The sequence below is a fragment of the Flavobacterium sp. 25HG05S-40 genome (assembly GCF_052654735.1).
The window spans coordinates 3,123,453-3,148,041 of sequence record NZ_CP199750.1 but is presented as its reverse complement, the minus strand read 5'-3'; the positions used below and the strand labels follow the sequence as shown (position 1 = coordinate 3,148,041).

Below are 24,589 nucleotides of genomic sequence, written 5' to 3'. Positions count from 1 at the left end.
AACAATGGCAAGAGAGCAAAGAAAAGATGTCGACTATTTTCCACACCAATGCGTTCATGGTCGGAAGATGCACATCATAGAATCAAAATACGGTAACGATGGGTATGCTGCATGGTTCAAGCTTTTAGAACAGCTTGGAAAAGCCAACAACCATTTCATCGATATCACGGACGAGTTTACATTTTTATTCTTGGTTTCCACATTCAGAGTTGATGAAAATACCACAAGAGAAATACTTTCAGATTTGGCCAAATTGGGTGCGATTGACAAATTTCTTTATGAAGAACACAATATCATTTTTAGCCAAAAATTCTCTGATTCTGTTCAGGATGCTTACCGAAAAAGGAAGAACCCAATTTATCAATACTCCGACATATTGAAGGAAAAAGGCATAAAAATAGGTCAATCTTCCGCCGGATTGCCGGAAGTTATTCATAAGGAAGAAGCCAATACGGCGGAAGTTACCCTTAAAGAAAAGGATAGTAAAGAAGAGAAGAGTAAAGAAGAAGATATATGCGAGGATGATTTGATTGATATCTGGAAAAGAGCAAGACAGCATTTTGACAATAAACCCACAGGTATTGACAAGCTGCTTCCGGCCGAGAGAATGTGTTTTAACAACCTGATCAAAGAAGGCTATAAAAAAGAAGATTTTGAATTTGCTGTGGCCGGCTTGTTTTTCCAAAACACACTCCCTGCAGTTCGCGTTCGACCAGATTGGTTATTAAGGCCTGAGAACTTTACAAAGATGCACGATTGCTGGAAGAACAAATCAAAAATGTTTGCGGACGATAAAAATGGTGGTAAAAATCAAAGCCAAAATACTGATCATCTAAAAAGAGAAAAATTCTAAATGGAAAACATCAGAAATATAACGCCAGTAAAGGTTGAAAAAACCTCGCTTATAAACTTGGAAAAGGGAAAACTCCCACCGCAAGTAATCGATTTGGAAGAAGCGGTCCTTGGCGCGATGATGATTGACAGCAAAGGAATTGATGAGGTCATTGATATACTGAAACCGGATGCCTTTTACAAAGAGCCACACAAGCTAATTTTTGAAGCCATTTTCAAATTGTATTCAGGTAATGAGCCAATCGATTTATTGACAGTATCGGCACAGCTGAAGAAAGACAATAAATTGGAATTGACCGGAGGTGATTTCTACCTGATACAATTAACACAGAAGATATCATCGTCAGCGCACATTGATTTTCATGCGAGGATTATTCTTCAGAAATATATCCAAAGGAGTTTGATCAAAACTTCTTCAGCGATAATTGAAGAATCATACGAAGATGATGCCGATTGTTTGGATGTTCTGGATGGCGCCTTCAAAAGCCTGGGCGAATTATCTGATTTCATCAATGTTGGAAAAACGGTCGACTTCAGAACTGAGGTTTTGAAGTATCCAAAAAAGAAACAGGCAGCCAGAGGAATACCGAGCTCGATATCAAATCTTGACAAAAAGTTGAACGGGTACCAGAATACCGATTTGATAATTCTGGCCGGAAGACCAGGAATGGGAAAAACCGCTTTTGCGTTGAATGAAATTTTGGAGTGCGCTCTTTCCGGAATCCCGGTCGGTTTCTTCAGTTTGGAAATGAGCACTGAGCAAATAATCGGTAGGTTCTTGAGCATAATGTCCGGCATCGACTCAACCAAAGTGAAAAACATGGATTTGTCGGAATCTGAATTGAAGTATATCAAACAATGTGCTTTCACACTTTCCCAGCTTCCAATTTACATTGACGACACCGCCGGCTTATCGACAATTGAATTCAAGATTAAAACCAAAAGATTGATCCGTGAGTTTGGAGTTAAGATGGTGTGGGTGGATTACCTGCAGTTGATGACCATAAAAGATAAAAAGTCATTTAGCAGGGAGAATGAGGTAAGCGATATCTCGGCCACGTTAAAAGCTACAGCCAAAAGCATGAACATTCCGGTGGCAGCCCTTTCTCAATTATCGAGAGCTGTCGAAGGCCGAGGAGCCAGCAAACGACCACAGCTTTCAGACTTACGTGATTCCGGAGCAATTGAACAGGATGCAGATGCTGTAATGTTTATCTACCGTCCGGAGTATTACAAAATTGATACTTGGGATGATGAAGAAGCAGCGCCAACGGTAAACACAGCCGAGATTGATTTGCAGAAATATAGGCACGGTAGCATCGGAGTAACGAGAGTTGGATGCCAGCTGAGGTACATGAGGTTCATGGATATGGAAAGCCTCGGCAAAGATTTAACCGATCGCTTTTTCCGGTCCGCAGAGATAAAGGAAAAAATAGTAGAGTTTCTTCCGGCAATTACACCTCAAGAAGCATTCGGAAATAATACCAATAACGACGATGACAGCGATGTCCCATTTTAAAAAAAGAACATGATTAAAATACAAATAAAGCCACTATCGGTTAATGATGCCTGGAAAGGGAAAAGATTTAAAACGCCTGAATATGCGGTTTATGAAAACGCACTTTTATTCATGCTGCCAAAACTAAAAATGCCTGAGCCACCATTCGTACTAACACTTGAATTCGGGTTCAGTTCTGAGGCTTCAGATTGGGATAATCCAGTCAAGCCCTTTCAGGATATACTCTCAAAAAAATATGGATTTGATGATAAGTTGATAAAAAAAGGAATTGTGTCAAAGGAAAAAGTAAAAAAAGGCGAAGAGTATGTGAGATTCAAAATAGAATCAATAACGAGCTGACTTAAACAAGAAATCCCTTGATAAGTAACTTAAGTCAACCCAATATTGAAGAAAATTTAATAATGAAAATCAAAAACCAAAATCAGTTAATGCTCCTATTCGAAGAGGTTGAGGTCCTCGAAGCAGAGCCAATAGTAATAGAGCACGACTCAGATATAAAAACGATGATGCCATTTCTTTTTGATACCCAAGTTGAAGATATAAGTTTTGCCGAACGCAGGTTTGAATCGGGCAAAGGATATCTTTTTACAAACGGTACCGGAACTGGAAAAACGTTTGTTGGTCTGGGCATTGCAAAGCGCTTCCATTCGCAAGGAAAAAGGGAAATCCTGATAGTGGTACCGACACAAAAGAAGTGTACTGATTGGGCAGAAGAAGCAGCCATTTTCGATTTGAATGTTTATCAACTGAATGGTATCCATGACCAGGGATTTGAAACCACCGTTACCACATACGCCAATTTCTACCAGAATGAAGCAATTCTAAACCGCGACTTCGATTTAGTGATTTATGACGAAAGCCATTATCTGAATCAAAACGAGCAAGGAAATTACACGGCATATTACCAACAACATCAGGAAGTTGTGAAGGTTCCATCGGTGGTAAAGCCGAAAGTTAAAAAATATCCTTTTCTGTATTCGATGGATGGCGATAGAGAAGTGTTTGACGAGAATAAATACTATCAAATCGTTGCTGAAATGGTGGAAAAAACCAAAGTAGTTTTCCTTTCTGCTACACCGTTTGCATATCACAAATCAATAAAATATGCCGATGGATGCCTATTCGATATCTATGAAACGATTGAAGAACCGGAGTACAATGGCGAATATAATGCGCCGACCGGCTGGTCCAAATTTATGGTTGAGAATTTCGGGTACCGAATGAGATATAACAAATGCACTGTTCCGGAAAGCGGTGTTGATTTGAACCTGATGGAGCGCAACTTCTTCGAAAAATGGAAAGAAAAAGGCGTGATGTCAACGCGACAAATCAATCTGGAGTTTGATTATTCAAGAGAATTTATACATCTTGATTCTGAAATCGGCCAAAAGATTGAAGAAGGATTTGACTTATTCTGGGAAGATGCTTTCTGTAAAAAGTATCCAATTTTAGCCGACAGGATCCACAAGAAACACAATCATCTATACATTACCCAATTGCTTGAATGTATCAAGGCACGTGAGATATGCAAGCGTATCAAACAGCACTTGGATATGGGGAGAAAGGTTGTTGTTTTCCACAACTACAATAACTCACTGCCTTCACATCCATTTCAATTTGAGATTGAAGAGTTCCTTGAGAAAGATGAATACAGCAACGAGGATTTGGAAATTGAAATATCCAATTTCCGAAATGAATATTCATTCTTCTGGGACCTGGAGTTAAACTACTTGATCAATGTGCGTGAAACTTTGAGGATGTTTTTTCCACATGCAAAGGAATTCAATGGAACGGTAAACAAGAGGCTCCGTAGCCAACACATCAACGATTTTAACCGTGATGGATCAGATACTAATCTGATTGTTGTTCAAATAAAAGCCGGGCAGGAAGGAATATCACTTCACGACAGAACTGGAAATTATCAAAGGGTTTTAATAAACCTCGGATTGCCAACAGCACCAACACAGGCGATTCAAACAGAAGGGCGAGTTTATCGCGAAGGCCTTAAAAGCAATGCGATTTATGAATATCCTACTCTGCAGACAACTACAGAACGTTATGCCTTTGCAACCAAAATCGCAGAGCGTTCCAAAACGGCTGAGAATTTGGCCATGGGCAATCTGGCCAGAGATTTGGAAACTGCATTCAAAGAAGGTTACAACAATCCACATTCAGATGCGCCGAACGTTAATCAGGGTGTAGGAGGAAAAGAAGCAGATAAATATCTGTTCACGATATCGGAATTTGACAAGGCCAAAACATACTACTTCGCAAGAGGAAAGAAAACTTCCGGCAACAAATCGCGTGAAGGTGTTGATTACTTCGCCACACCGGAACCACTCGGAATGAAAATGGTTGAATGGTTAAACCCGCAGCCAAACGAAGATATGCTGGAACCATCAGCTGGGCACGGAGCAATTGGCAGATTCTTTCCTGGTACCACAACAAACCATTTCGTTGAGCAAAGCCATGATTTGGCTTCACAACTCGCGGTAAATGTAAATGGTAGTGTTCACAATACCTCTTTCGAGAATTATTACATCGGTAACAAGTTCCACAAAATTGCAATGAACCCACCGTTTGGAACTTCCGGAAAAACAGCTATGGAGCATTTGGAGAAGGCCTGTAGAATGTTGCATTGGGCAGGTGGCGAGTTATTGGCCATCATTCCGAACGGACCATCGATGGAAAAAAGACTTGATCAGTTCTTAGATGATCCGAAGAACAAACGTTACCAGCTGACAGGAGAAATCATGCTTCCGTCTTGCGTGTTCGAAAGAGCCGGAACAAAAGTTTGGTGCCGTATAGTCAGAATCCAAGATGGTTATCACATGGGCAACTACAAGCAGTTTCACAGAATGGATTTATCACACATCGAAGACATTAAAGACTTCTTCGAGGAAATTGAATACTTGCAATTCTAATGGAGCAGCAATATAGAATAAGATGCCGGAAATGTGGAATAATAACTACTGCCGAGCCCGAGAAACACGATGTTGTTTGGAAAAGAGAGTTTGACCCGGAAAGGTCACCAATAGATAGAAAAACTTTAAAATCAAATTTAATAAACACAGAAATCATGAAAGTATCAAAGGAATTTAAACAACAAATTAAGGACTATCTCGAAAAGAGAGCTGCCGAAGATGAGCTCTTTGCAGTAACCTACAAAAAGGAAAACAAAAACCTTGAAGAATGTTGCAACTACGTTGTAAAATGTGCTCAGCAAGGCGGTTGTGCAGGTTACTCTGACGAAGAAGTTTTCGGGTGGGCGGTCCACTATTATGACGAAGATGATATCAAAGATGTTAAGCCAGTAAATGCAAAAGTAATTGTTAATAGATCGGTAGAATTGTCAGAATCTGAGAAGGAAGAAGCCAAGGAGAAAGCGATGAAGCAAGCTGTTGAAGATGAGAAAAAGAAATTGGTGGAATCTGGAGAAATAAAGCTTACCGAAGAAGATATGGCTGATGTAAAAACAAAAGCAGTTGAATTGGCGACAGCTGAAGCAACTAAAAAAATGCTTGAGAAGAAAAAACCAAAAACGGTTAAGCCAGCAGTATCTGAAACTGCAATTGAAGAAAAGAAAGAAGAACAGGGAACTTTATTTTAATTTTCTATGATACCATCTACGAAACTACAGATCGAAGTTTGGAAGTTACACAAAACCCTTCCAAACCCAAAGGAACATGAGCCTTTTGTAATTTCAAATCATCACTTGTATTACACTACTCATTATAAAAATTTAGTGTGTCTGGAATGTAATCATACATGGAAACCCGGCGAAAATTTCTGGGAGAAACATTCCGGAAACAGAACGCATCAAGTTACATGTCCGTCATGCAAACAGAAGCTCAGAAGAATTTGGATCAACAATGGAGAATTTCTCAAGATAATTACCTATTCGGTTGTTCAGGTGGTAGAGCGATTCCAGGTTGTGAGATACTTTGCTTGCTGGAAGTGGATGTACAAAAACCAAAAACCGAAGTATGTTTTCAGGAGCTTGTTTGAGGAGTGGACTGATTATGAGAAAAACAAGAAAGTGGTTGTTGGCCGAAATACAACCTGGAGTGGCGATGGTTTCACTTCCAGCGACTACGAGGTAAGGAGAAACAAATCGCAATATGGAGGAATGACAGAGTATGATCGTTTCTGTTCAGATATCAATTGTCCGGGAGCGGAGTTCCTTCCACGGTTTGATAAATACGGACTGAGAAAGTTTAACAAGCATAATTGCGATTGGAGAGCATTGATTCATAGGCTCGAGATGCAGCCGAAAGTAGAAACGTTATTGAAGGCACGACAATATAATTTGCTTGAACATGCAATTCATAAAGATTCGAGTTACAATCGATATTGGCCACAAATCAGAATAATGCTCCGGAACAAATACAAAATCAATGATGCCGGAATTTGGTACGATTATCTTCAACTACTCTCGGAGTTTGGAAAGGATATCAGAAATCCTAAGTTCATTCTTCCTAAAAACTTGAAGCAAGCACATAATGCTTTAGTACTCAAAAAACAAAAAAAGGTTGCTATCGAAAATGCAAAGAAAGAGCTGATTAGACAAGAGGAAGAAAGAGAACGTGCAGCAAGAGATAAAATCTTAAAGGAATTGAAATTGGAAGTCTTCAGTGATTTCTCCCTGCAGAGAGGCAACATTAAGATAGTAACACTAATTGAAGAATCAGATGTCATGCAGGAAGGAAAAGTTCTAAAACACTGTGTTCATGCAAATAATTATCATAAGAAACCGGGAATACTATTGATGTCGGCAAGGATTGGCGAAAAACGTGTTGAAACAATTGAGTTTTCTCTGTCAACCTTAAAGATAATTCAAGCGAGAGGTTTGAATAATAATACAACGGAGTATCATGACGAGATAATCGATATCATCAAGAAGAATGTGAAAAAAATCTCAAAGCTTATAGAAACATTCAAAAAGTCAAATGAAGAAAAGTCAAAAATATTAACGCAGGAAGAAGCTGCATAACAATTAAAAATAGAAACCATGAAAATCAGATTAAACAGTAAAGAATTATTAGAAAGATTGCAGTACTTGGTCGGAGTAGTACCGAGCAATAGCACATTACCAATTTTAGAGAACTTCCTATTTGAACTGGACGGCAAATTATTGAAGATAACGGCTTCTGATTTGGAAAGCACAATGATAGCTAAAATGGATGTCGAAAGTCAAGGATTAAAAAGCCTGGCAATTCCATCAAGGATGCTTATTGAAATTTTAAAGGCGCTGCCATCACAGCCAATCGAATTGAATGTGGAAGACAACAATTCAATAGAAATTGTTTCTGCTTCCGGAAACTATACAATCGCTTATCATGACGGTGCAGAATTCCCAACGGCTAAAGAAGTAGAAAACCCTTCTACAATTACATTGCCAACGGAAGTATTGGAACGCGCAATCAAAAAAACCATTTTCGCATGTGGTAACGATGAACTTCGACCAGTTATGAGTGCCGTGTTATTTCAAATGCGAACAACCGGAATGACATTCGTGGCCACCGATGCTCACAGATTAGTTAAATACAGTAGAACGGACCATTTCGCAAGCAATGATGTTGACTTTGTAGTGCCTAAAAAGCCGTTGAGTATTCTGAAAGGAGTATTGGGTGGCACCGATGCTAATGATGTGGAAATTCAATACAATACCAGCAATACATCATTCAACTTCGGGGATTACGAATTGAAAACAAGGTTGGTTGATGCGAAATACCCGGCCTACGAGTCAGTGATTCCGAAAGACAATCCAAACCAATTTATGGTGGATACTTTGTCGTTATCCAACAGTTTGAAAAGGGTTTCCATCTTCTCAAACAAAACCACACACCAGGTAGCCATCAAACAAAAGGCACTTGAATTGAATTTGGTTGCCGAGGACATCGATTATAGTACCAATGGTAAGGAATCTTTGGAATGCCAGTCTGCCACCGGAAATATCGAAATCGGTTTTAATGCTCGATTTCTTGCTGAAGCTTTGAACAATCTTGATGATGTAAACGTTGTCATTGAAACATCGGTGGCAAACAGAGCCGGCATTGTTAGGCCTGAAACACCGGAAGAAGGAGAAGAATTATTGATGCTCGTAATGCCAGTAATGTTAAACAAATAGCCATGAAAAAGATGTTCTACTATCAACCAATAATCAGAGCCGTAGCAGAAAACGGCTCTGAAAGATTGGGAGTTATCCTGATAACCAGGATATGGGAAGAAGGCCGAGAAAACCGCAAAATGGAAATGTCCATCCAAGGAAAAGATCGCGCCGACGTGCTTGAGAAATTCAAGAACTGTCTTAAAAGCGACAATCATCCGGAACCAATCGAATTGCCATGCAACTACTTTCTATGCTCGGAAGTTGTGGAATCTAAATACAAACCATTTGAAGTATCGAAACCATTTCAAAGTGGTTATGATCACGATAAAAGAAGCCATTATTACATCGCCTGGTTGCAACTTGATGAGGTCGACAAATACTACAAGGAAGTTGTTGAGCCACACAATAAAAAAAGCGACAACCAAATCGATTATTGGTGTAGGGAATGTTCTCCAGGAACAATGGATGTATCAGAAATCAACATGAAGGATGCTAAAAAGAACGGTCTTTTCAAAGAAATTGAAAGTGCCACCGGCTTAACAATGGAAACAAACATTGCCATGACAATTTTTGAGTTATCAGAATTGCATGGATGCACTCCGGTCCAATTAATTAACAAATACCTGTAATCATGACAACAATAGTTTACATTTTATTCTTAGTGGCCATAATAGGTTTTGTGGTCTACTCAGCTACCCGAAAGAGAAAAACATCGGAGCCACCGGTTATCAAGATTTATCCTCATTACGAGCCAACACCGCTTGACCTCGAAGTTGTGAGATTGATCAACGAATACAGAATCAATCTTGATTTACGTGTTTTTACAATTGATGAACACATCAACAACGTGGCCAACTCACATTCGCTATACATGGCCAAGAAAAAGAAGCCATCGCATGACTACGCCACCGAGCGCCAGAACCAATTCCCAAACAAACGAGTTGGAGAAATCGTCGCTTATAATTTCCAATCAGCTGCTTCAGTAGTAGCCGGCTGGAAGAATTCTCCCGGCCACGATAAAGCCATGCGAAATCCTGAATATTTAAACATAGGGATTGCAACCGCAACCGACATCAATTCAAAACTTTATTACACAGTAATTTTTACAACTTAACTATGGCAAAAGATTCAAAAATAGAATGGACACATCACACCGCGAACCGATGGTGGGGATGTACAAAAGTGCATGAAGGCTGCGACAACTGTTACGCAGAATATTTTTCAGATGTACGTTACAAAAACGATTTATGGGGAAAAGATAAGCCTCGGAAGGCAATCAGAAAGTTTTGGACAGACTTGGCAAATTTCCAAAAGGCAGCAGCTCAATTAGGAGAAATCCACCGGGTATTTGTTGGCTCAATGATGGATATTTTTGAAAAGCCGATGCCATTGGTTGACAGTAAAGGACAAATCATTCCTTTGGATGAAATGGACGAAGTGGGGATGAATACCGGAGATTTAAGAGACACTTTTTTTGGCAATATTTCGAGAGGACTTTATCCCAATTTGATGTTTTTATTATTAACGAAGCGGCCAAGCAACATCAACAAATATATTCCGGAAGCATGGAAAGTCAATCCGCCGGAAAATGTAATGTTTGGCACCTCTCCGGTAAATCAGGAAACATACAATAAGTTGGTTCGACAATTAATGCAAGTCAGAGGAAAATTGTTTTTAAGCATAGAACCTCAATTAGGTTCCATAGACCTGGTAAGTGATAAAATAGGTCAAACTGAAGTATCAGTTTTGATTGATTGGATTATTCAAGGAGGTGAAAGTGGCCATAACAGAAGGCCATTCAATACTGAATGGGCATACTGGATGCATGATCAGTGTAAACAATATGGAATTCCCTATTTCTTCAAGCAAATAGACAAGGTGCTGCCAATTCCAGAAAATTTAATGATAAGAGAATTTCCCCAAAACCAATAACGTATGAGCTACCAGAAACTATTTGACTATCTACATGACGAACTGGGAGTAATTGCATTAGAAAGCCAGATGCAGGATATCCAGCGAATTGTACTTGAATCCGAAGCAGCTGAGCTCAAAAGGCTCGAAAGTATGCAGGAATATAACCTTGAGCACGGCTTCAATGATGAGAAAATTAACGACCGTATTAGAGAATTAAAGCCATGGAATCAGAACCAAAAGTAATCCTAATTGAAGGAGATGATATGTCAAACTGTAATGGTTTGGCAGATTTACGGAGATTAATTCGCGAGGGAAAGGTGGTTCTGATTACAGGAGCCATAATAGGTGAACTAATGCACACTGCAACTAAAGAGATGGAGGATTTCGGAAAAGCAATGTCAAGTTTTAGTGCTGAACTCACTATGACTAAAGAGAGCATGGAAGCTTTGATTGAATCGTTGAAGCTTTCAGAATATCAGCCTTACGATTTCTTCCCGGTTATCCCAGTCCAACACAATTACAAGAGGCCGAACCTGATCTACAATTATCATCGAGATAAAAGGAAATACCGGGCACCTGTAAACAGACGATAAAAACATTACGGAAATCCGTAATAATTAAAAATATTACCAAAAACAGTAATAATTATGAAAGCAACAACCATCATAGCTTTTGCTATAAAAATAATCCTGACCACTTTACTAATTCGATTTGGACTGAGCTACTTCCAATGTAACGCCAAGTTTCTCGAGCAAAACATTTTGTTCTGGATTTTCATTTACATACCGCTTTTTGCAGGATATGAAGCTTTGCTGAGTGCAATTGTAACCACATTTCAAAAGAAAAAGCCATGAAAGCAGTATCAATCAAACAGCCTTGGGCATCGCTAATTGTCCAAGGCATCAAAGGAATCGAAAACCGAACTTGGCCAACCAAGTTTAGAGGAACAGTTTACGTGCACGCTTCATTAAAGCCGGCTCGATTTGAATTTGAAATGCCTGGCCAAGCGACCGCTCAAGAAATACAGATTTCATCTGCTTTAAACGAAGCTGAGGAAGAAGAATTGTTCGGCTGCATCATCGGCCAAGTTGATATCGTAGATTGTGTTATCAATCATCCGAGCCAATGGGCGGAGAAAGGAACCGTGAACGGAAAGCAAATTTATAACTGGGTTCTGGCCAATCCGGTCCAATATAAAAATCCGATTTGGAATGTGAAAGGGAAACTATCTTTCTGGGAGCCGGATATCACTTTGCAAATTTGTGAGGGATGCCAGGAACCGGAGAACATCGACAACATGATTACAAATGAAGAGGCGCAATGGTTTTGCACTGATTGTGTTACCGGCTACCAGCAAGAATCAGAAAACTGGAAATGCCGGGTGTGTGGATGCACCAACAATGATTGTGGCCAATGTGTTGAAAAAACAGGACATCCTTGCCATTGGGTTGAAGAAAATTTGTGCAGCGCTTGTGAAGGAGAAGATGAATAATCAAACCGTAATAAAATTTCCAGATACCAGGGCAACCTTCGTTGACTTATTTGCAGGATGCGGAGGTTTTTCTTTGGGCTTTATCATGGCGTTGATGAAATGCGTTGGAGCAATGGAAATGGCCAAAGATGCTGCATGGACTTATTGGTACAATCTATGTTACAATGGCTGGTCGCATTTATGGATTGACGAAGAAGACACCAAAACAATTGAATGGATCAGAAAACGTTGGGATGGTGGAAAAACACAAAACCATTTATGGCCTGATGGTGTTCCCGACAATTGGCTTGAGGTAGAAGCGCCGATGCCGTGCGCTAACTTCTTCCTAATGGATATTATGAATATTGAGCCGGAAGAGTTCCTCGAAATGATAGGCATGAGAGCTGGAGATTTAGGATGCTTAATTGGTGGACCGCCATGTCAGGGATTTTCTACTGCCGGAAGACGAGACGAACTTGATAAACGAAACCAATTGCCTTTGAGATTTATCCACTATGCAAAGGTTATGAAGCCAAAATATGTGCTGATGGAAAATGTGCCGGGATTACTTTCATTAGGTCGCAAGAAAGGAGAAAAAGAAGGACCATTTGTGATATGGATTCGCGAGGCTTTCAAAGAAGCTGGATATCACATGGAATATCAGGTTCACGATGCTGCCGATTATGGTGTTCCTCAAAGAAGAAAACGTGTGCTATTTTTTGCAGTGCGCGAGGAAGACATGGAAGAAGAATTTGCACTCCAGCTGGAGAAAGTGGATTTGATAAAAAATGTAGTTGAGGCAATTGCCGATTTACCACCAATTCAAGCTGGCGAAACATGGCGTGGAGGAACTTGGACTTATGGAAAACGTGAAGGCCATGTGATTTGCACAACATGCCTTAAATACAATCAGGATAAAAGAACACATTGTCATAATTGCGGATCAGAATTAGACTGCTCATTTGACGAAGTAACAATACATCAACCAATATTAGATTTATGACAGGTGAAGAAGAAATAAATCAATCAGTTTTAGATTCATTGCAATGGGAACAAATCTCTATGGACAATGCAGCCGACATATTGAATGACCGATATAGAGAAGCCAAAAAATGGAGAAAGAGAGCGCAAGAAATGATTCTCGAGGTTGGAAATGAATATCACGGACCAAGTTTGGAACAACATTGCTACATGACAGGAAAAGATATTTTCGGTGCAATTCCAGAAGTAAAAAAGTGCATGAAGACACACCGATATTTGAGAATTGGAGATGTGTACTTCTTCAGGGCAAAAGTAGATTCAGCCAACAGCCACGTTCTATATCGCATCATCGAATTCAAACAACAATTTCAACTTAGCTTATTTTAATCATGGAAGAGGAAGAAGCAATCGCCGAATTAAAGGCAATGTCAAAGGAAGAACTCGAAAACGTGCCATTTCAAACCGTTTGGTGGATTTGCCAGGCGAAAGGATGTTGCAGAGGAACAAAGGTACGCGACTATGGTATTGATCCGGAATATTGGGATAGAAGATACAGTTTCTTCTCAATAAATAAACGATTTCTGTTGTGCCGGGAACATTGGAAGATGTATCAAAGATTATTGCCAAACTACGATATAGAACACATCTGGCGCAGAATGATGGAATTTCCAAAGAAAATCATAATGACGAATGAAGAAAAGAAAGCAGCCACTCCAAAAAGGACCCGAACTATCAAACCCGAAATGAAACGAAAGAAATAATAATATGGAAAATCCAAAAATTAAAACAAAAGTTGTCCATTCTCAATCAAAAAATGCATGGAACATAGTTAACACTGGTCTGTCTGGAAAGTATAAAATAGCCAGGATACCCTATTTAGTATGTGATAGTGAAATAATAAATACAAGAGAGAAGGCTGAGGCGTTATTACATGCGGAATTTATATCAGAATGTTTTAATAAATCTGATGAAATTATGTCGAAATTATCTTGATACTTCCAAAGAGTCAACCCAATATTGCTCAACGATAACAATTTAAAAAGCAATATTATGGCCACACTCCTATTTACACCAAGAACAACAATCGATGCAAACATCTTCCAATTCCGATTAGACAATTCATGCTTCCATGCAGAATGGAACATCAGAACCGGCGCTTATGAGTTCGAAGAAAACGAAGAAACTGTCGATGAATTAGAGGAAATCATAACCAATTCACTCGCTTATGACATAAATGGGCGCTTTGAATTACAAAACTAAAAACCATGTTCAAGTACTGCAAACGCTGTTTCTCCATGCAGCTATTCAAAGATGGAAAGTGTACGATGTGTAAACAATAACTGATTATCAACAAATTAACAAATGACCGCCTGTAATTGGCGGTTTTTTTATCGTATCATATATTGCTATTATGTATCATATTTTGCTACATTTGTTTCATAATATTACCAAAGAAAAAATAATTGCACTTTATGACCTCCCAAACTATCGCATCCCGAGTACTCAAAACCGAACCAATAAACTGGCGAAAACTTCAATTTATCCAACAGGACAACTTCAAAGAATGGATTAACAATGGCGATGCAAAGCTGTTGGAATCGCTTATGAAATACAACTTTGTTGATCCGTTCAAGGTTTGGGAGAATGACGGCGTTTTGTATTGCTTGGATGGCCGACACCGATATCTTGATTTGGTAAAGGTTGCCGAAGCTGAGTTTGATGTTCCGGAACTTCTTCCGGCCACGTTCATTGATTGCGAGAACATGCAGGAGGCAGCCGAATTGGTGCTGGTGTATTCTTCGGCCTATGCGAAGATAACCCAACAAGGATTACTCGAATTCGTTCAGACATTCGATTTGAACTTTCCCGACCTGAAGGACATTTTGAACATCCCGGAGTTTGATAGCTTCGAATTTGAAGCGCTATTGCACCAGGGCGAGTTTGGAGAATCAACCGAAAAGATTACTCCTTCATCTCTAAAAGATAGTTTCATCTTCCCACCGTTCTCGATACTCGATACTCGTTCCGGCGTATGGCAGGACCGGAAACGCAAATGGATATCGCTTGGCTTCAATTCTCAAGAAACCCGAGAGGATGTCGAGCTAATTGCTAAAAGCGGACAATCGACGGCCATTTATGAACTACGAAACAAAATGCGCGAGTCATTGCACCGTGAGCCAACGTGGGATGAAATCATTGATTATGCCAAACAGAAAGGCCTTCACGTTTACGAAGGAGCCAGCATCTTTGACCCGGTATTGTGTGAGCTTCTGTACAAGTGGTTCTGTACTGAAGGAGGTTCTGTACTTGACCCTTTTGCCGGTGGTTCTGTTAGAGGTGTTGTGGCCGGAGTTCTTGGATATCCATACGAGGGAATTGATTTGCGTGAGGACCAAGTAGAAGCCAACAGAAAACAAGCATCAATCCTAAGCCTGGAGAATGTGAATTGGATAACCGGAGATAGCAATGAAGTGTTGGACCGTCTTTCGATGGCTGCCGACTTCCTTATGAGCTGTCCTCCATACGCTGACCTTGAGAAGTACAGCGACGACCCGAACGACCTTTCCAATATGCCTTACGCTCAATTCAAGGAAGTATATTTCAGCATCATAAAGAAATCTGTTGCCCAGCTGAAGGATGATAGATTTGCTGCATTCGTTGTGGGTGATGTGCGCGATAAGAAGTCCGGCTTCTATTACAACTTTGTCAGCGATACAATCCAAGCATTCCGTGAAGCCGGAATGGAATTATACAATGAAGTTATCCTAGTTAACGTTGTAGGTAGTTTGGCCATTCGTGTGCGCCGACAGTTCAACGGTGGCCGTAAGGTTGGAAAGATGCACCAGAATGTATTGGTGTTCTACAAAGGCGATCCGAAGAAAATCAAAGAGAACTATCCGGAATTGAACCTTGGAGACGACTTAGAAGAAATTGCTTCAGCAGAATAAAAGTTTTGGTGTATTTTTATGCCGTTAAATCCAAAACTACTATCGAAATGGCAAGTGCTAACTATGAAATGCTTATAGAAATGAGGGATAAAATTGTTGATTATCTGGAAGAGGAAAAGAAGATATGCGAAGATGCTTTGAAAGCCTACGAACCAGGAGCAATACTTGATAGCAGTGAAGAAATTCGTGTCATGCGTGAGCGTGAAGCTATCAAACTACGCGACAGAGTCTATGAGTTACGCCGACACATTCAAGTGATCAAGGCGATGTATCCAAATACCTAACCATGCCCGGTGCAAAAGCAACAAAAATCGAAACGGAAAGACGTGTGTTCATTATCCAAGGTTGGATAATTAACGGCGTGCCCGACTATTTGATATTGAAGCAATGCGAACAGCAATTTAAAAACCAAACCAAAGACGGCGAAAAGCCAATCGGATTAAGACAGGCCAAAAACTTATTGGCCAAAGCCTATGAGATATGGCACGAAAATCAAGTGGCCGATGTAGAGCAGAAAAGAGCATTGGCTATTGCTGGTCTTAAGCAAGATATCCGGAATATGAAGGATGAGTTCAAAGGAACTCCTCGAGGTATGGCCGTAATCAACAACATCAAAAAAGAAATCCACAAACTGGAAGCACTTCATCCAGCCAAAAAGGTCGTCTTTCAAGGCGATAAAGACAATCCAATTATTGTCGAAGAAGGTTTTGGACCAGAAAAAGAAGCTCGTCTTAGACAGTTAGCTGCTAAAGCAGCAGAAGCGCTAAAACAATGACTTTAAAATATTTTGTATCAAAATATGATACAATGTAACAAAATATGTTACATTTGAAATGTAATTTAAAACCATTTCAATTATGAAAAAAGTATTGTTAGCGTGTGTGTTGTGCTTTAGCATGTCCTTCGCATTGTCAGTTGGTACTTCCGACAAACAAAACCCTACAACAGAGCAACCACAGTTGTTCTCGATTTCAAGTAACGCACCCTAAGGCGCTTTGCTTGGTGGTTGACTTGTACGACTCAAAGCAGTTTGTAATTATCAAAGGCACGAGCGCCGATGCTAATTGGAATTCAATAGCGGAGTCTTTTCAAAATCAATCACCTGAAATTAGAAATCGATTACCGATTCCTGGTCTTTAAAACCTAAGAATTTCATCATCCGAACAAACCTCATAACATGCATTATGAGGTTTTTCAAACCGCGAGATAGAGCAGTAGGCAGCTCGGTGGGTTCATTGCCCACAGGTCGGGGGTTCGAGTCCTCCTCTCGCTACGAAGCCGAAATAAAGTAAGACCGTTTTCATAAATCCTCTCTTGTCGGAGATGTAGGCCTCGATAATCAGAATAGTTGCAAAGCAGGGTAACGGTCAAGGTTGTGGTATATCTTTTTTTACCCCTGCAAATTATCGAAAAACTGACAGCTTAACTCTTTTAGAAGTATTAGGGTTTTAACGGAAAGACGGCATTTATTTTAAACTAACCCATTTCAATATATGAACATCAAAATTATCAGTGGAACTGTTTTCTTAGATGATGAGCCGACCACAGACCCGGAGCTAATCGGATATGCTCTACTTGATTTTGCCGAAACAGTTGAGAACGATGGCATGACAATAGAGTTACGAGATAGCGATGTGTTTGTTACCTAATAACCAAAACCTCTCGATGTGTAGGTAATCGTTAAGCTTATGGAAAAACAACCCTATGAGGGAGCAGATGTAACATTCACTCCCAGCGACAGTACAAGAGAAAGAAAGTTCAAAACGAAAGACAAGAAAACCTATCCGGCCAAAATCACTCAGCTGAACAAAGGCAGTGTTGATTTAACGGTGTATGGAAATGGAGAAATGGTTTTCGTTAAGAACATTCCTCACTCTTCAGAAACAGAAGCCGACCGATCTAAATGGGATTGGCCAGCCGAAAGAGCAAATTAAAACAAACAGACCGCCTTTCGTTTCGTCAGGCGGTTTACTAATTCTAACCAAATTATAATGAAGATTCTAAATAATATCATAGGCAATTGGAAGTGGTACCAGAAATTAAGGAAGCAAAGAAAGGTTGCCGAAACCGAGAAAGATGTAAAGCAAACCGAAGAAATGAAAAGCCTGGTTATCGAGTACAATCTTATTCAGGAAAAGAAGTCAACGCTGTCAAGAAGAGAACGCGACAGAGTAGAGAATAAAATAGCAGGATTGATTGCCTCAGGCAAACTTCAAGTAATTATAAAATAGATGTTGACTGAAGCTGAAATGTTGGAGTTTGAAACCCTTTTGAAAGAAAGGGAAATTCATCTTTCCAGAAAACGGCTACAGACCATTGATGAAGAAACAAATCCAAACTATGCGCTGCTTTATGATGCAATAACCAAGCAGCAATATAATGATGAAGATGAACTTATAGGTGGTTATAGGGGTTGCGCCTTGGAAGGCAGCTCACGTTCTGGTAAAACTTGGTCCGGAGTTGATATAATTATTTGGCTTTGTCTGTATGTTGAGAAGAACTGTACTATCAACATCTACCGGGAAACGTACAACGAATTCAAAACAACTCTATATGATGACTTCAAGCGAAGACTTGATGATTATGGTTTACCTAATCCTTTTCATCGCGCTAAAGAGGTCAAAAGCTTCAAGATAAATGGCAGCACAATTTATTTTCTTGGAGATGGTAAGCACGGAGGTGGATGTGATTACGCTTTCTTCAATGAAATGATGTTTATCCGTCAATCCGTTTTCGATCAGGTAGAGTTGCGCTGTAGAAAATTCTGGTGGGCGGATTACAACCCTTCGGTTACTGATCACTGGTTCTTTGATAATGTTCTTTGTCGTCCTGATGTGGCCTTCCTGAGAACAACGTACTTGAATAACAAGCATATTTCTTCACAGGAGAAAAACAAAATCTTGAGCTGGGAACCATGGAAGCCTGATTCATATTTCGTTGAGAATAGTGTAATCATGTGCTACAATCCGCTGACAAAAAAAGTCGAACCGGTGTCCAAAACAAATCAACCGCCACCGCATCCTACAAACATTGCCAACGGAACGGCTGACGAGTTCAACTGGAAGGTCTATGGACTTGGATTACGAGGTGCAATGAAAGGAGTAATATTCCCATACGTTGAATGGATTACTCCGGAACAATGGCCAGCCGATAAAGCTGTTATTTATCCGAATGACTTTGGTTTCACAACTGATCCTAACGTTCTCGGAAGGTATGCTGAAGATGAGCATAACATTTGGATCGAGCCGTTGTGCTATGAGCCAATAGAAACACCTGCAGAGTTAGCTAATCTTCTCCGCAGTTTGAATATTGACGAAAAGGAAATCATTCCTTGTGATTCGGCTGATAAATATACCGGAGAGAATAAGGGTACAGTTGAAATGGTTAAGGGATTGAAGCTCGAGGGATTTGAAAATGCTTATAAAATCAGTAAGACCAAATCTGTAATGTATTGGCTTAACTCGATGAAGACAAAAAAGATACACATCGTTAAAAACCATTTGTATCAACAGGCGCTGAAAGAGCAGCAAAATTATCGAATGAGGGAGATAAACGGAATAGCAATTAATCAACCTATGGATTCATTCAATCACATTTGGGATATGGGTCGTTACGGCCACATTGCTTTCAATTCTCCGGCAACAGTTCATACAACCGACAAAGCAGTATTAAAAAATGTAAATTATTAAAAAATGGATGATATATTTTTAATGTTGGCCACCGAGCCAAAGAAAGCAATTGAATTGCTGAAATCTCAAGGCAAAAAGCCTGATGATATTCAAAATCTTATAAAGGAGTTTACCCTTACCGACAGAAACATCAGGCTAACTCAAATCGGGAAAGTTCAAAAAGACAAACAAGTCAAAGGTCAAACGGTAGATGCCGTTAGAATACCTATCAACTTTCAACAAAAGATTGTTCGAACTTCAGTAGCATTTGAAGTAGGAGAGCCAGCCACGCTTATTCCTAACGACAAAAAGTCAAAGCTTGCTGAATTGGTCAAAAATCTTTGGAAGACCAACAGAATAGACAGCAAAATTCAACGCCTTAAAACAGTTCAGAAATCGGAAACTCAGGCAGCGCTATTGTTTTTCATGAGCGAAATTAAGGAAGGTTCCTTAATCCAGAAGCTTCTTGTCAGCATTGGTATTACCGGGCAAAAGAAAGAGATTAAGTGTTCCGTTCTGGAAAATTCAAAGGGCACTATGTATCCCTACTTTGATGCTTACCAAAATATGATCGCGTTTACATGGGCATTTGTTTCAAAATCAGCCGATGGGAAAGAGCAAAAGAACACTTGGGTTTACAGCGATAAGAATGTCTATAAATTCGTTGACGAGGGAACGGTACCTGAAGTACTTCCTCATGGATTTGACAAAATCCCTATTGTTTATGTAAGCCAGGAACAACCAGAGTGGTTTATTACTCAAGCGATGATTGACCGTATTGAGGTAGCGGTTTCAAAACTTGGAGCTTCCAATGATTATTCCGGGCATCCAATGTTAAAAATTCATGGAGATGTAACCAACGCTCCAGATAAAGACGAAGATGGTAAAGCCTGGTTAATTCCAATTAAATATGATGCTGAAGGAAACGAAATAAAAGGAGATGTTTCATTCCTTGAAGCGCAGACGTCTCCGGAGAGCAACAAACTGGAAATTGAAACCATTGAGAAATTCATTTACAACATTTCTTCAACCCCAAACCTATCATTGGATAACCTTATGGGATTGGGTACTTCTGGTATTGCATTGGAATTAATGTTTCTGGATCCAATATTGAAAGCAAAATCAAATGAAGGAGAAAACCGGACCATGTATGAACGGATTTTGAACATCTTAATTTCGGGTATCATAACCACAACCAATACTGGTATGAAAACCGATGCTTCTAAATTGTTTTTTGATGTATTGTTCAATTCAATTCTTCCAAATGACTTGAAGAAATCGGCTGATATCGCTTCTGTTCTTAAAAATGCCGGGTTGATGTCGACACGAACAGGTGTAGAATTTATAGGCATGAGTGAGGATGTCGATGCAGAGGTTCAGATGATAGAAAAAGAAGTGGCCACAACAACTGCCAAGAAACCTGAAGTATTGTAACATGAATGAAGCGCTGAAACAGAATATATTGAACTATTTCAATCATAACAACATGAGGCTTACGTTTGAGAGAAAGCTGCTAATCGATGAGTTATGTAAGTTGAAAGAATTTAAGTCCACTTGGGTTGAGGAAATGTCAAAACAGCATAGGATAGCTTTGGCTACAGTCTATCATTTTAAAAATCTGATGATTGATGCCAAGATATTGAAGCCACCGACAGACTTCACATTTAATACAAATCAGGAAGAAATAAACGCTGCCTTGGAAAGAGAGCCATTTAACTACTTTCAGGATTTGAATAGACGAAATTGCAAAGAAACCGAAACGGCAGGTTAACCGGTACTGCTATGTTGCTAAACCACTTCAATTTGAGGTGGTTTTTTTTATTATCATTATTTTTATTTAGTCTAAATAAAAATAATATATTTGTTCAGTTAATAATCAATAATTAAAATCAATTTATCATGGCAGTAAAACCAGAAGTGATTAAGGCACGCATCAAGGTAAAATACCCTAAAGCGAACTTGTCAACAAAGAGGATAGACGAGATTTCGGCTAAACTATGTACGCAACCAGCAGATGACGCAGATGAGGCGGCAATTGATGCAGTTTTGGAGGCAGCAAATTCATTTGTTTCTTTTGAGGATATCGCAAAGCAAGACGATAAAATCAGAACATTAGAAGCAAATCAAAAGCCGACTCCACCTACACCACCGACTCCTCCAGCTGATCCGCCGACCCCACCTGCACCACCAGCAGATGCTCCAGAATGGGCAAAATCAATTATTGAGGCCAACCAAAAGTTAGTCGACGATAATAAAAAGTTGTTGGAAAAGGTAACGGCGATTGAAAACGGTAAAGTCGTAGACACTAAGAAGCAAACAGCGGCTACGCTATTTGGTAATTCTGAGGTTCTTAAAGGACTTAAACCGGAAGTAAAGCAAAGTTGGTTAAACAGAATTGATGTAGCATCAGAAACTCCCATCGAAGACCAAATCAAAGCTTTGGAAACTGAGTATTCTGAGATTACTCAAACTGCTGCAGACAGCACACAACATGCTGGTCCTACTCCGTTAGGCGATCCTAACACAAAGCCTGATGATAAGTTCATTGGAGACATTGTTGATTCATTGTAAAACAATTAAAAAAAAGTAAACAATTATGCAAACAGATTTGAACGGAACTCCGAAAGAAATCAGTACTGATAATGACTCAATCGTTATCAGAAAAATATTGGTTGATATTCCTGGAGGAAAAACGTTAGATGTAACCGGCTTCACGCCGACTGACGTTATCAAAGCCGGGCATATAATCATTGAAGAAACCGCGACTGGCGAATGCAAGCCGTTGAATGTTTCTTCAGGCGCTTATGTGTCTTTACCATCGCAACACACTTATAAAGGTGTGCTAATCTCGACTGTTTTGAAATCAAAACCAATGGCAGCTATCATGCTTTCAGGTGATGTTAACGAAGCAGCTTCTCCTTATCCTGTGCCTCAAGGTGCAAAAGACGCTCTAACCCACATTTTATTCACTAAAGATTAATTATGGAAAAGTCATTATTTGCCCAGTGGGTAGCGAAGTATTTCGCACCAATCGCTCAAAAGGTTGTAGAAAAAATCAATGGTTCTAAGAACCCTTTGACCTATTTGCACCTTATCATGTTGAGACCTGAATTCTCAACCACTTTGAAATGGGGCTCTTTGTCCTCTAACAACACAATGGTTTCAGCCGATGTTGTAGCATTAGATTCATCACTTCCTCTTAAAAAGAGAGATTCTTTGAAAAAGTATGAAGGTGATATTCCTAAACTTGGAATGAAGTTGTATTTGAATGAAAAAACAATGTCTGACATTGGCATTCTTCAAAGAACACAAGGCCAGGATAACGAAATCATCAGAAAATTATTTGGAGATGTTCAGAAGTGTACTGTCGGTATTTATGAAGCGTTGGAATTTATGTTCCTTCAGGCTTTTTCTTCAGGTGTAACATCGATTACAAATGAAGATAATCCTGGACAGGAAATCAGAATTAACTTCGGACATCCGGACGAAAACAAATACGGTGCTGTAAAGATTTGGTCTGATCCAGATGCAAAACCAATCGATGATATCGAAAGAATTGTTTCTGAAGCCAAAAAGAATGGAGATGTTCTTCAACATATCTGGATGGATAGAAGCACTTGGAATGTATTTAGGTCAAACTCTCAAGTCAAACAGAATTTTGCTTTCAGTTTAGGGTTTACCGGAACAGCAATTCCAACACCAAACTTGACACAGGTCAATGATTCTCTTTCGGCTTCTCACGGCATCGAAATCCATGTGATTGATAGAACTGTTACTTTCGAGAAAAATGGCAACAGGACTACTAAAAATCCATGGGCAGACAATGCGGTTGTGTTTACAACAACAACTCAGGTAGGTACATTAACTTATGGTCGTTTGGCAGAGGAAGATCACCCGGCAAAACAAGTTGACTATACAAAAGTGGCCAACTACATTTTGTTGTCTAAGTATCACAAAAACGACCCAATCAGAGAGTTTACTTCTTCTCAGGCTTTAGTTTTACCGGTTATCGACAATATGGATAGTATCTATATTTTAGATTGCGAGGAAGCACAAACTACAGCTGGGCAAACAGAGAGTAACGCTACAATCACAATCTACGGCGATAGCACTGTAACTGTTGCAAACTTAATCAATGCTTTGGCTGCGGTTAAAGTTACTGCTACAACAGAAAATACAGATGTAGAATTGATTGAAATGGTTAACGGATTATCGAAAGCTAAAGAAACTACCTTAAAAGCAATCCTTGAGATTCCAGTAGTTGATGCCGGTTCTAATACAACTGCCAATTCAGCAACTAAAGCTTTAACCGGTACTGCAACTGCAGCTGGAGACAAAACAATCGCAACCACAGTTTGGTCACAAGTTTCTGGACCAAATACAGCTGGCTTCACAAACGGAGATACATTAACTCCAACCGCGACAGGATTAGTAACTGGTACTTATGTATTCAAGTTAACTGTAACTGATAGCGCTGGAACTGTAGCTTCTGATACTGTAACAATCACTGCGACTGTAGCGTAATAGCATAGTATGTATTCTGAAGATACCATAGAGTCATTATCTAACCGAATAGGTTTCGGTTTACCATTAGAGTCAGGCTTCCCCTTTCAATTAGAGGAAGCCAACTCTGTTGGTTCATCAGGTCGTTTTTTTAAAGCATTCCATCAATTAGTTACTGTTGAAAACATCTTTGCTGCAACTCCGGATTTAGAAGAATCGGACGCAGAAGATACTTTCAATGATATTCTTACAGGTTTCAGATTTCAAGCAGCCAGTTTTGTTATTCCATTAATAATGGATAAAAACAAGCAATACAACAACACTGTTGACTATGACCAAATCATCACTGATAACATTGTGTTGTTTGATGATGCTCTTGGTTATAAAGCAGCTATGATGGTTCTTGAGTATTTGATGGCTACTAAAGAAAGTAACCTAACTGAAAGAAATGCTAAACTCGCAATATCAAATTTAAAACTTGAACTTGAGGGATTCAGAAACGATGGAGGTGTTTTAGTCGCTAGTGGATTGGTTCAAAAATTCAACAAAGCAGTTTCGATTGCTTCTGAAAAGATTTTTCCAATCGTTCCAACCGTTGACAGCAAATCAGTTTGGTAAACC

32 protein-coding genes and 1 tRNA gene are annotated in these 24,589 nt (G+C 39.6%); all 33 read left to right on the top strand.

Annotated elements, in window-relative coordinates; all coding sequences use genetic code 11:
* Positions 1-4 precede the first annotated feature (4 nt).
* The 33 genes from ACULEU_RS13700 to ACULEU_RS13540 all read left to right on the top strand — a co-directional run bounded on the left by ACULEU_RS13700 (position 5) and on the right by ACULEU_RS13540 (position 24,586).
* Positions 5-853 (top strand): DUF4373 domain-containing protein, encoded by an 849-nt coding sequence (locus ACULEU_RS13700; protein ID WP_445453124.1) that lies wholly within the window; start codon positions 5-7, stop codon positions 851-853.
* The gene (dnaB, locus tag ACULEU_RS13695; RefSeq protein WP_445453123.1) at positions 854-2,371 is read left to right on the top strand and encodes a replicative DNA helicase; all 1,518 of its coding nucleotides are present in this window, start codon (positions 854-856) and stop codon (positions 2,369-2,371) included.
* 9 nt (positions 2,372-2,380) lie between these two features.
* Positions 2,381-2,710 (top strand): hypothetical protein, encoded by a 330-nt coding sequence (locus ACULEU_RS13690; protein ID WP_445453122.1) that lies wholly within the window; start codon positions 2,381-2,383, stop codon positions 2,708-2,710.
* 62 nt (positions 2,711-2,772) lie between these two features.
* Positions 2,773-5,295: a DEAD/DEAH box helicase family protein gene (locus tag ACULEU_RS13685; protein ID WP_445453121.1), complete on the top strand. Its 2,523-nt coding sequence runs from the start codon at positions 2,773-2,775 to the stop codon at positions 5,293-5,295.
* Positions 5,295-5,981, top strand: coding sequence for a PcfK-like family protein (locus ACULEU_RS13680; RefSeq protein ID WP_445453120.1), 687 nt, complete (start codon positions 5,295-5,297; stop codon positions 5,979-5,981). Before ACULEU_RS13685 ends, ACULEU_RS13680 begins: the two co-directional genes overlap by 1 nt.
* A 6-nt stretch (positions 5,982-5,987) precedes the next feature.
* Positions 5,988-7,364: a PcfJ domain-containing protein gene (locus ACULEU_RS13675; RefSeq protein WP_445453119.1), complete on the top strand. Its 1,377-nt coding sequence runs from the start codon at positions 5,988-5,990 to the stop codon at positions 7,362-7,364.
* Between the two features lie 18 nt (positions 7,365-7,382).
* Positions 7,383-8,501, top strand: a complete 1,119-nt coding sequence (gene dnaN / locus ACULEU_RS13670) for a DNA polymerase III subunit beta (RefSeq protein WP_445453118.1) — start codon at positions 7,383-7,385, stop codon at positions 8,499-8,501.
* A 2-nt stretch (positions 8,502-8,503) separates the two neighbouring features.
* Complete coding sequence (locus ACULEU_RS13665) at positions 8,504-9,112, top strand: hypothetical protein (RefSeq protein ID WP_445453117.1); 609 nt, start codon at positions 8,504-8,506, stop codon at positions 9,110-9,112.
* Positions 9,113-9,114: 2 nt separating this feature from the next.
* Positions 9,115-9,597 (top strand): CAP domain-containing protein, encoded by a 483-nt coding sequence (locus ACULEU_RS13660; RefSeq protein ID WP_445453116.1) that lies wholly within the window; start codon positions 9,115-9,117, stop codon positions 9,595-9,597.
* A gap of 2 nt (positions 9,598-9,599) precedes the next feature.
* On the top strand, positions 9,600-10,415 hold the full coding sequence (locus ACULEU_RS13655) for a DUF5131 family protein (protein WP_445453115.1): 816 nt from the start codon (positions 9,600-9,602) through the stop codon (positions 10,413-10,415).
* Between the two features lie 3 nt (positions 10,416-10,418).
* The gene (locus ACULEU_RS13650) at positions 10,419-10,640 is read left to right on the top strand and encodes a hypothetical protein (protein ID WP_445453114.1); all 222 of its coding nucleotides are present in this window, start codon (positions 10,419-10,421) and stop codon (positions 10,638-10,640) included.
* Complete coding sequence (locus tag ACULEU_RS13645) at positions 10,619-10,990, top strand: hypothetical protein (protein ID WP_445453113.1); 372 nt, start codon at positions 10,619-10,621, stop codon at positions 10,988-10,990. Before ACULEU_RS13650 ends, ACULEU_RS13645 begins: the two co-directional genes overlap by 22 nt.
* Before the next feature lie 54 nt (positions 10,991-11,044).
* Positions 11,045-11,251, top strand: a complete 207-nt coding sequence (locus ACULEU_RS13640) for a hypothetical protein (RefSeq protein ID WP_445453112.1) — start codon at positions 11,045-11,047, stop codon at positions 11,249-11,251.
* Positions 11,248-11,889 carry an ASCH domain-containing protein gene (locus tag ACULEU_RS13635; protein ID WP_445453111.1) on the top strand — a complete coding sequence of 214 codons (642 nt, stop codon included), beginning with the start codon at positions 11,248-11,250 and terminating at the stop codon, positions 11,887-11,889. The genes ACULEU_RS13640 and ACULEU_RS13635 overlap by 4 nt, the downstream gene beginning before the upstream one ends.
* A complete protein-coding gene (locus ACULEU_RS13630) occupies positions 11,783-12,871 on the top strand; it encodes a DNA cytosine methyltransferase (protein WP_445453110.1) in 1,089 nt (362 codons plus the stop codon). The genes ACULEU_RS13635 and ACULEU_RS13630 overlap by 107 nt, the downstream gene beginning before the upstream one ends.
* Entirely contained in the window at positions 12,868-13,236 is a 369-nt protein-coding gene (locus tag ACULEU_RS13625) for a hypothetical protein (protein WP_445453109.1), read from the top strand. Before ACULEU_RS13630 ends, ACULEU_RS13625 begins: the two co-directional genes overlap by 4 nt.
* A 2-nt stretch (positions 13,237-13,238) precedes the next feature.
* Positions 13,239-13,610: a hypothetical protein gene (locus ACULEU_RS13620; RefSeq protein ID WP_445453108.1), complete on the top strand. Its 372-nt coding sequence runs from the start codon at positions 13,239-13,241 to the stop codon at positions 13,608-13,610.
* A gap of 289 nt (positions 13,611-13,899) precedes the next feature.
* A complete protein-coding gene (locus tag ACULEU_RS13615; RefSeq protein ID WP_445453107.1) occupies positions 13,900-14,109 on the top strand; it encodes a hypothetical protein in 210 nt (69 codons plus the stop codon).
* Positions 14,110-14,321: 212 nt separating this feature from the next.
* Entirely contained in the window at positions 14,322-15,797 is a 1,476-nt protein-coding gene (locus ACULEU_RS13610) for a hypothetical protein (protein WP_445453106.1), read from the top strand.
* 47 nt (positions 15,798-15,844) lie between these two features.
* Positions 15,845-16,081: a hypothetical protein gene (locus tag ACULEU_RS13605; protein ID WP_445453105.1), complete on the top strand. Its 237-nt coding sequence runs from the start codon at positions 15,845-15,847 to the stop codon at positions 16,079-16,081.
* 2 nt (positions 16,082-16,083) lie between these two features.
* Complete coding sequence (locus ACULEU_RS13600) at positions 16,084-16,572, top strand: hypothetical protein (protein WP_445453104.1); 489 nt, start codon at positions 16,084-16,086, stop codon at positions 16,570-16,572.
* Between the two features lie 82 nt (positions 16,573-16,654).
* Entirely contained in the window at positions 16,655-16,786 is a 132-nt protein-coding gene (locus ACULEU_RS13595; protein WP_445453103.1) for a hypothetical protein, read from the top strand.
* Between the two features lie 211 nt (positions 16,787-16,997).
* Positions 16,998-17,070: transfer RNA gene (locus ACULEU_RS13590), tRNA-Met, on the top strand.
* 220 nt (positions 17,071-17,290) lie between these two features.
* Positions 17,291-17,446: a hypothetical protein gene (locus ACULEU_RS13585; protein WP_445453102.1), complete on the top strand. Its 156-nt coding sequence runs from the start codon at positions 17,291-17,293 to the stop codon at positions 17,444-17,446.
* Positions 17,447-17,485: 39 nt separating this feature from the next.
* The gene (locus ACULEU_RS13580; protein WP_445453101.1) at positions 17,486-17,731 is read left to right on the top strand and encodes a hypothetical protein; all 246 of its coding nucleotides are present in this window, start codon (positions 17,486-17,488) and stop codon (positions 17,729-17,731) included.
* A gap of 57 nt (positions 17,732-17,788) precedes the next feature.
* Positions 17,789-18,028 (top strand): hypothetical protein, encoded by a 240-nt coding sequence (locus tag ACULEU_RS13575; protein ID WP_445453100.1) that lies wholly within the window; start codon positions 17,789-17,791, stop codon positions 18,026-18,028.
* Between the two features lie 189 nt (positions 18,029-18,217).
* A complete protein-coding gene (locus tag ACULEU_RS13570; RefSeq protein ID WP_445453099.1) occupies positions 18,218-19,486 on the top strand; it encodes a phage terminase large subunit in 1,269 nt (422 codons plus the stop codon).
* Between the two features lie 3 nt (positions 19,487-19,489).
* Positions 19,490-20,899, top strand: a complete 1,410-nt coding sequence (locus tag ACULEU_RS13565) for a phage portal protein (protein ID WP_445453098.1) — start codon at positions 19,490-19,492, stop codon at positions 20,897-20,899.
* Between the two features lie 52 nt (positions 20,900-20,951).
* Positions 20,952-21,236, top strand: a complete 285-nt coding sequence (locus ACULEU_RS13560; protein WP_445453097.1) for a hypothetical protein — start codon at positions 20,952-20,954, stop codon at positions 21,234-21,236.
* Between the two features lie 128 nt (positions 21,237-21,364).
* The gene (locus ACULEU_RS13555) at positions 21,365-22,036 is read left to right on the top strand and encodes a hypothetical protein (protein ID WP_445453096.1); all 672 of its coding nucleotides are present in this window, start codon (positions 21,365-21,367) and stop codon (positions 22,034-22,036) included.
* Positions 22,037-22,061: 25 nt separating this feature from the next.
* Positions 22,062-22,445 carry a hypothetical protein gene (locus ACULEU_RS13550; protein WP_445453095.1) on the top strand — a complete coding sequence of 128 codons (384 nt, stop codon included), beginning with the start codon at positions 22,062-22,064 and terminating at the stop codon, positions 22,443-22,445.
* Between the two features lie 2 nt (positions 22,446-22,447).
* Complete coding sequence (locus ACULEU_RS13545) at positions 22,448-23,989, top strand: major capsid protein (RefSeq protein ID WP_445453094.1); 1,542 nt, start codon at positions 22,448-22,450, stop codon at positions 23,987-23,989.
* Positions 23,990-23,998: 9 nt separating this feature from the next.
* The gene (locus ACULEU_RS13540) at positions 23,999-24,586 is read left to right on the top strand and encodes a hypothetical protein (RefSeq protein ID WP_445453093.1); all 588 of its coding nucleotides are present in this window, start codon (positions 23,999-24,001) and stop codon (positions 24,584-24,586) included.
* Positions 24,587-24,589 lie beyond the last annotated feature (3 nt).

Bases quoted from the DNA above. Each gene is read 5' to 3' on its own strand.
- ACULEU_RS13615 (WP_445453107.1), top strand. From the start codon at position 13,900: ATGGCCACACTCCTATTTACACCAAGAACAACAATCGATGCAAACATC.
- ACULEU_RS13675 (WP_445453119.1), top strand. From the start codon at position 5,988: ATGATACCATCTACGAAACTACAGATCGAAGTTTGGAAGTTACACAAA.
- ACULEU_RS13565 (WP_445453098.1), top strand. From the start codon at position 19,490: ATGGATGATATATTTTTAATGTTGGCCACCGAGCCAAAGAAAGCAATT.
- ACULEU_RS13665 (WP_445453117.1), top strand. From the start codon at position 8,504: ATGAAAAAGATGTTCTACTATCAACCAATAATCAGAGCCGTAGCAGAA.
- ACULEU_RS13650 (WP_445453114.1), top strand. From the start codon at position 10,419: ATGAGCTACCAGAAACTATTTGACTATCTACATGACGAACTGGGAGTA.
- ACULEU_RS13605 (WP_445453105.1), top strand. From the start codon at position 15,845: ATGGCAAGTGCTAACTATGAAATGCTTATAGAAATGAGGGATAAAATT.
- ACULEU_RS13585 (WP_445453102.1), top strand. From the start codon at position 17,291: ATGAACATCAAAATTATCAGTGGAACTGTTTTCTTAGATGATGAGCCG.
- ACULEU_RS13655 (WP_445453115.1), top strand. From the start codon at position 9,600: ATGGCAAAAGATTCAAAAATAGAATGGACACATCACACCGCGAACCGA.
- ACULEU_RS13555 (WP_445453096.1), top strand. From the start codon at position 21,365: ATGGCAGTAAAACCAGAAGTGATTAAGGCACGCATCAAGGTAAAATAC.
- dnaB (WP_445453123.1), top strand. From the start codon at position 854: ATGGAAAACATCAGAAATATAACGCCAGTAAAGGTTGAAAAAACCTCG.
- ACULEU_RS13620 (WP_445453108.1), top strand. From the start codon at position 13,239: ATGGAAGAGGAAGAAGCAATCGCCGAATTAAAGGCAATGTCAAAGGAA.
- ACULEU_RS13645 (WP_445453113.1), top strand. From the start codon at position 10,619: ATGGAATCAGAACCAAAAGTAATCCTAATTGAAGGAGATGATATGTCA.
- ACULEU_RS13680 (WP_445453120.1), top strand. From the start codon at position 5,295: ATGGAGCAGCAATATAGAATAAGATGCCGGAAATGTGGAATAATAACT.
- ACULEU_RS13550 (WP_445453095.1), top strand. From the start codon at position 22,062: ATGCAAACAGATTTGAACGGAACTCCGAAAGAAATCAGTACTGATAAT.
- ACULEU_RS13640 (WP_445453112.1), top strand. From the start codon at position 11,045: ATGAAAGCAACAACCATCATAGCTTTTGCTATAAAAATAATCCTGACC.
- ACULEU_RS13560 (WP_445453097.1), top strand. From the start codon at position 20,952: ATGAGGCTTACGTTTGAGAGAAAGCTGCTAATCGATGAGTTATGTAAG.
- dnaN (WP_445453118.1), top strand. From the start codon at position 7,383: ATGAAAATCAGATTAAACAGTAAAGAATTATTAGAAAGATTGCAGTAC.
- ACULEU_RS13625 (WP_445453109.1), top strand. From the start codon at position 12,868: ATGACAGGTGAAGAAGAAATAAATCAATCAGTTTTAGATTCATTGCAA.
- ACULEU_RS13685 (WP_445453121.1), top strand. From the start codon at position 2,773: ATGAAAATCAAAAACCAAAATCAGTTAATGCTCCTATTCGAAGAGGTT.
- ACULEU_RS13700 (WP_445453124.1), top strand. From the start codon at position 5: ATGGCAAGAGAGCAAAGAAAAGATGTCGACTATTTTCCACACCAATGC.
- ACULEU_RS13575 (WP_445453100.1), top strand. From the start codon at position 17,789: ATGAAGATTCTAAATAATATCATAGGCAATTGGAAGTGGTACCAGAAA.
- ACULEU_RS13540 (WP_445453093.1), top strand. From the start codon at position 23,999: ATGTATTCTGAAGATACCATAGAGTCATTATCTAACCGAATAGGTTTC.
- ACULEU_RS13635 (WP_445453111.1), top strand. From the start codon at position 11,248: ATGAAAGCAGTATCAATCAAACAGCCTTGGGCATCGCTAATTGTCCAA.
- ACULEU_RS13690 (WP_445453122.1), top strand. From the start codon at position 2,381: ATGATTAAAATACAAATAAAGCCACTATCGGTTAATGATGCCTGGAAA.
- ACULEU_RS13660 (WP_445453116.1), top strand. From the start codon at position 9,115: ATGACAACAATAGTTTACATTTTATTCTTAGTGGCCATAATAGGTTTT.
- ACULEU_RS13545 (WP_445453094.1), top strand. From the start codon at position 22,448: ATGGAAAAGTCATTATTTGCCCAGTGGGTAGCGAAGTATTTCGCACCA.
- ACULEU_RS13580 (WP_445453101.1), top strand. From the start codon at position 17,486: ATGGAAAAACAACCCTATGAGGGAGCAGATGTAACATTCACTCCCAGC.
- ACULEU_RS13600 (WP_445453104.1), top strand. From the start codon at position 16,084: ATGCCCGGTGCAAAAGCAACAAAAATCGAAACGGAAAGACGTGTGTTC.
- ACULEU_RS13595 (WP_445453103.1), top strand. From the start codon at position 16,655: ATGAAAAAAGTATTGTTAGCGTGTGTGTTGTGCTTTAGCATGTCCTTC.
- ACULEU_RS13610 (WP_445453106.1), top strand. From the start codon at position 14,322: ATGACCTCCCAAACTATCGCATCCCGAGTACTCAAAACCGAACCAATA.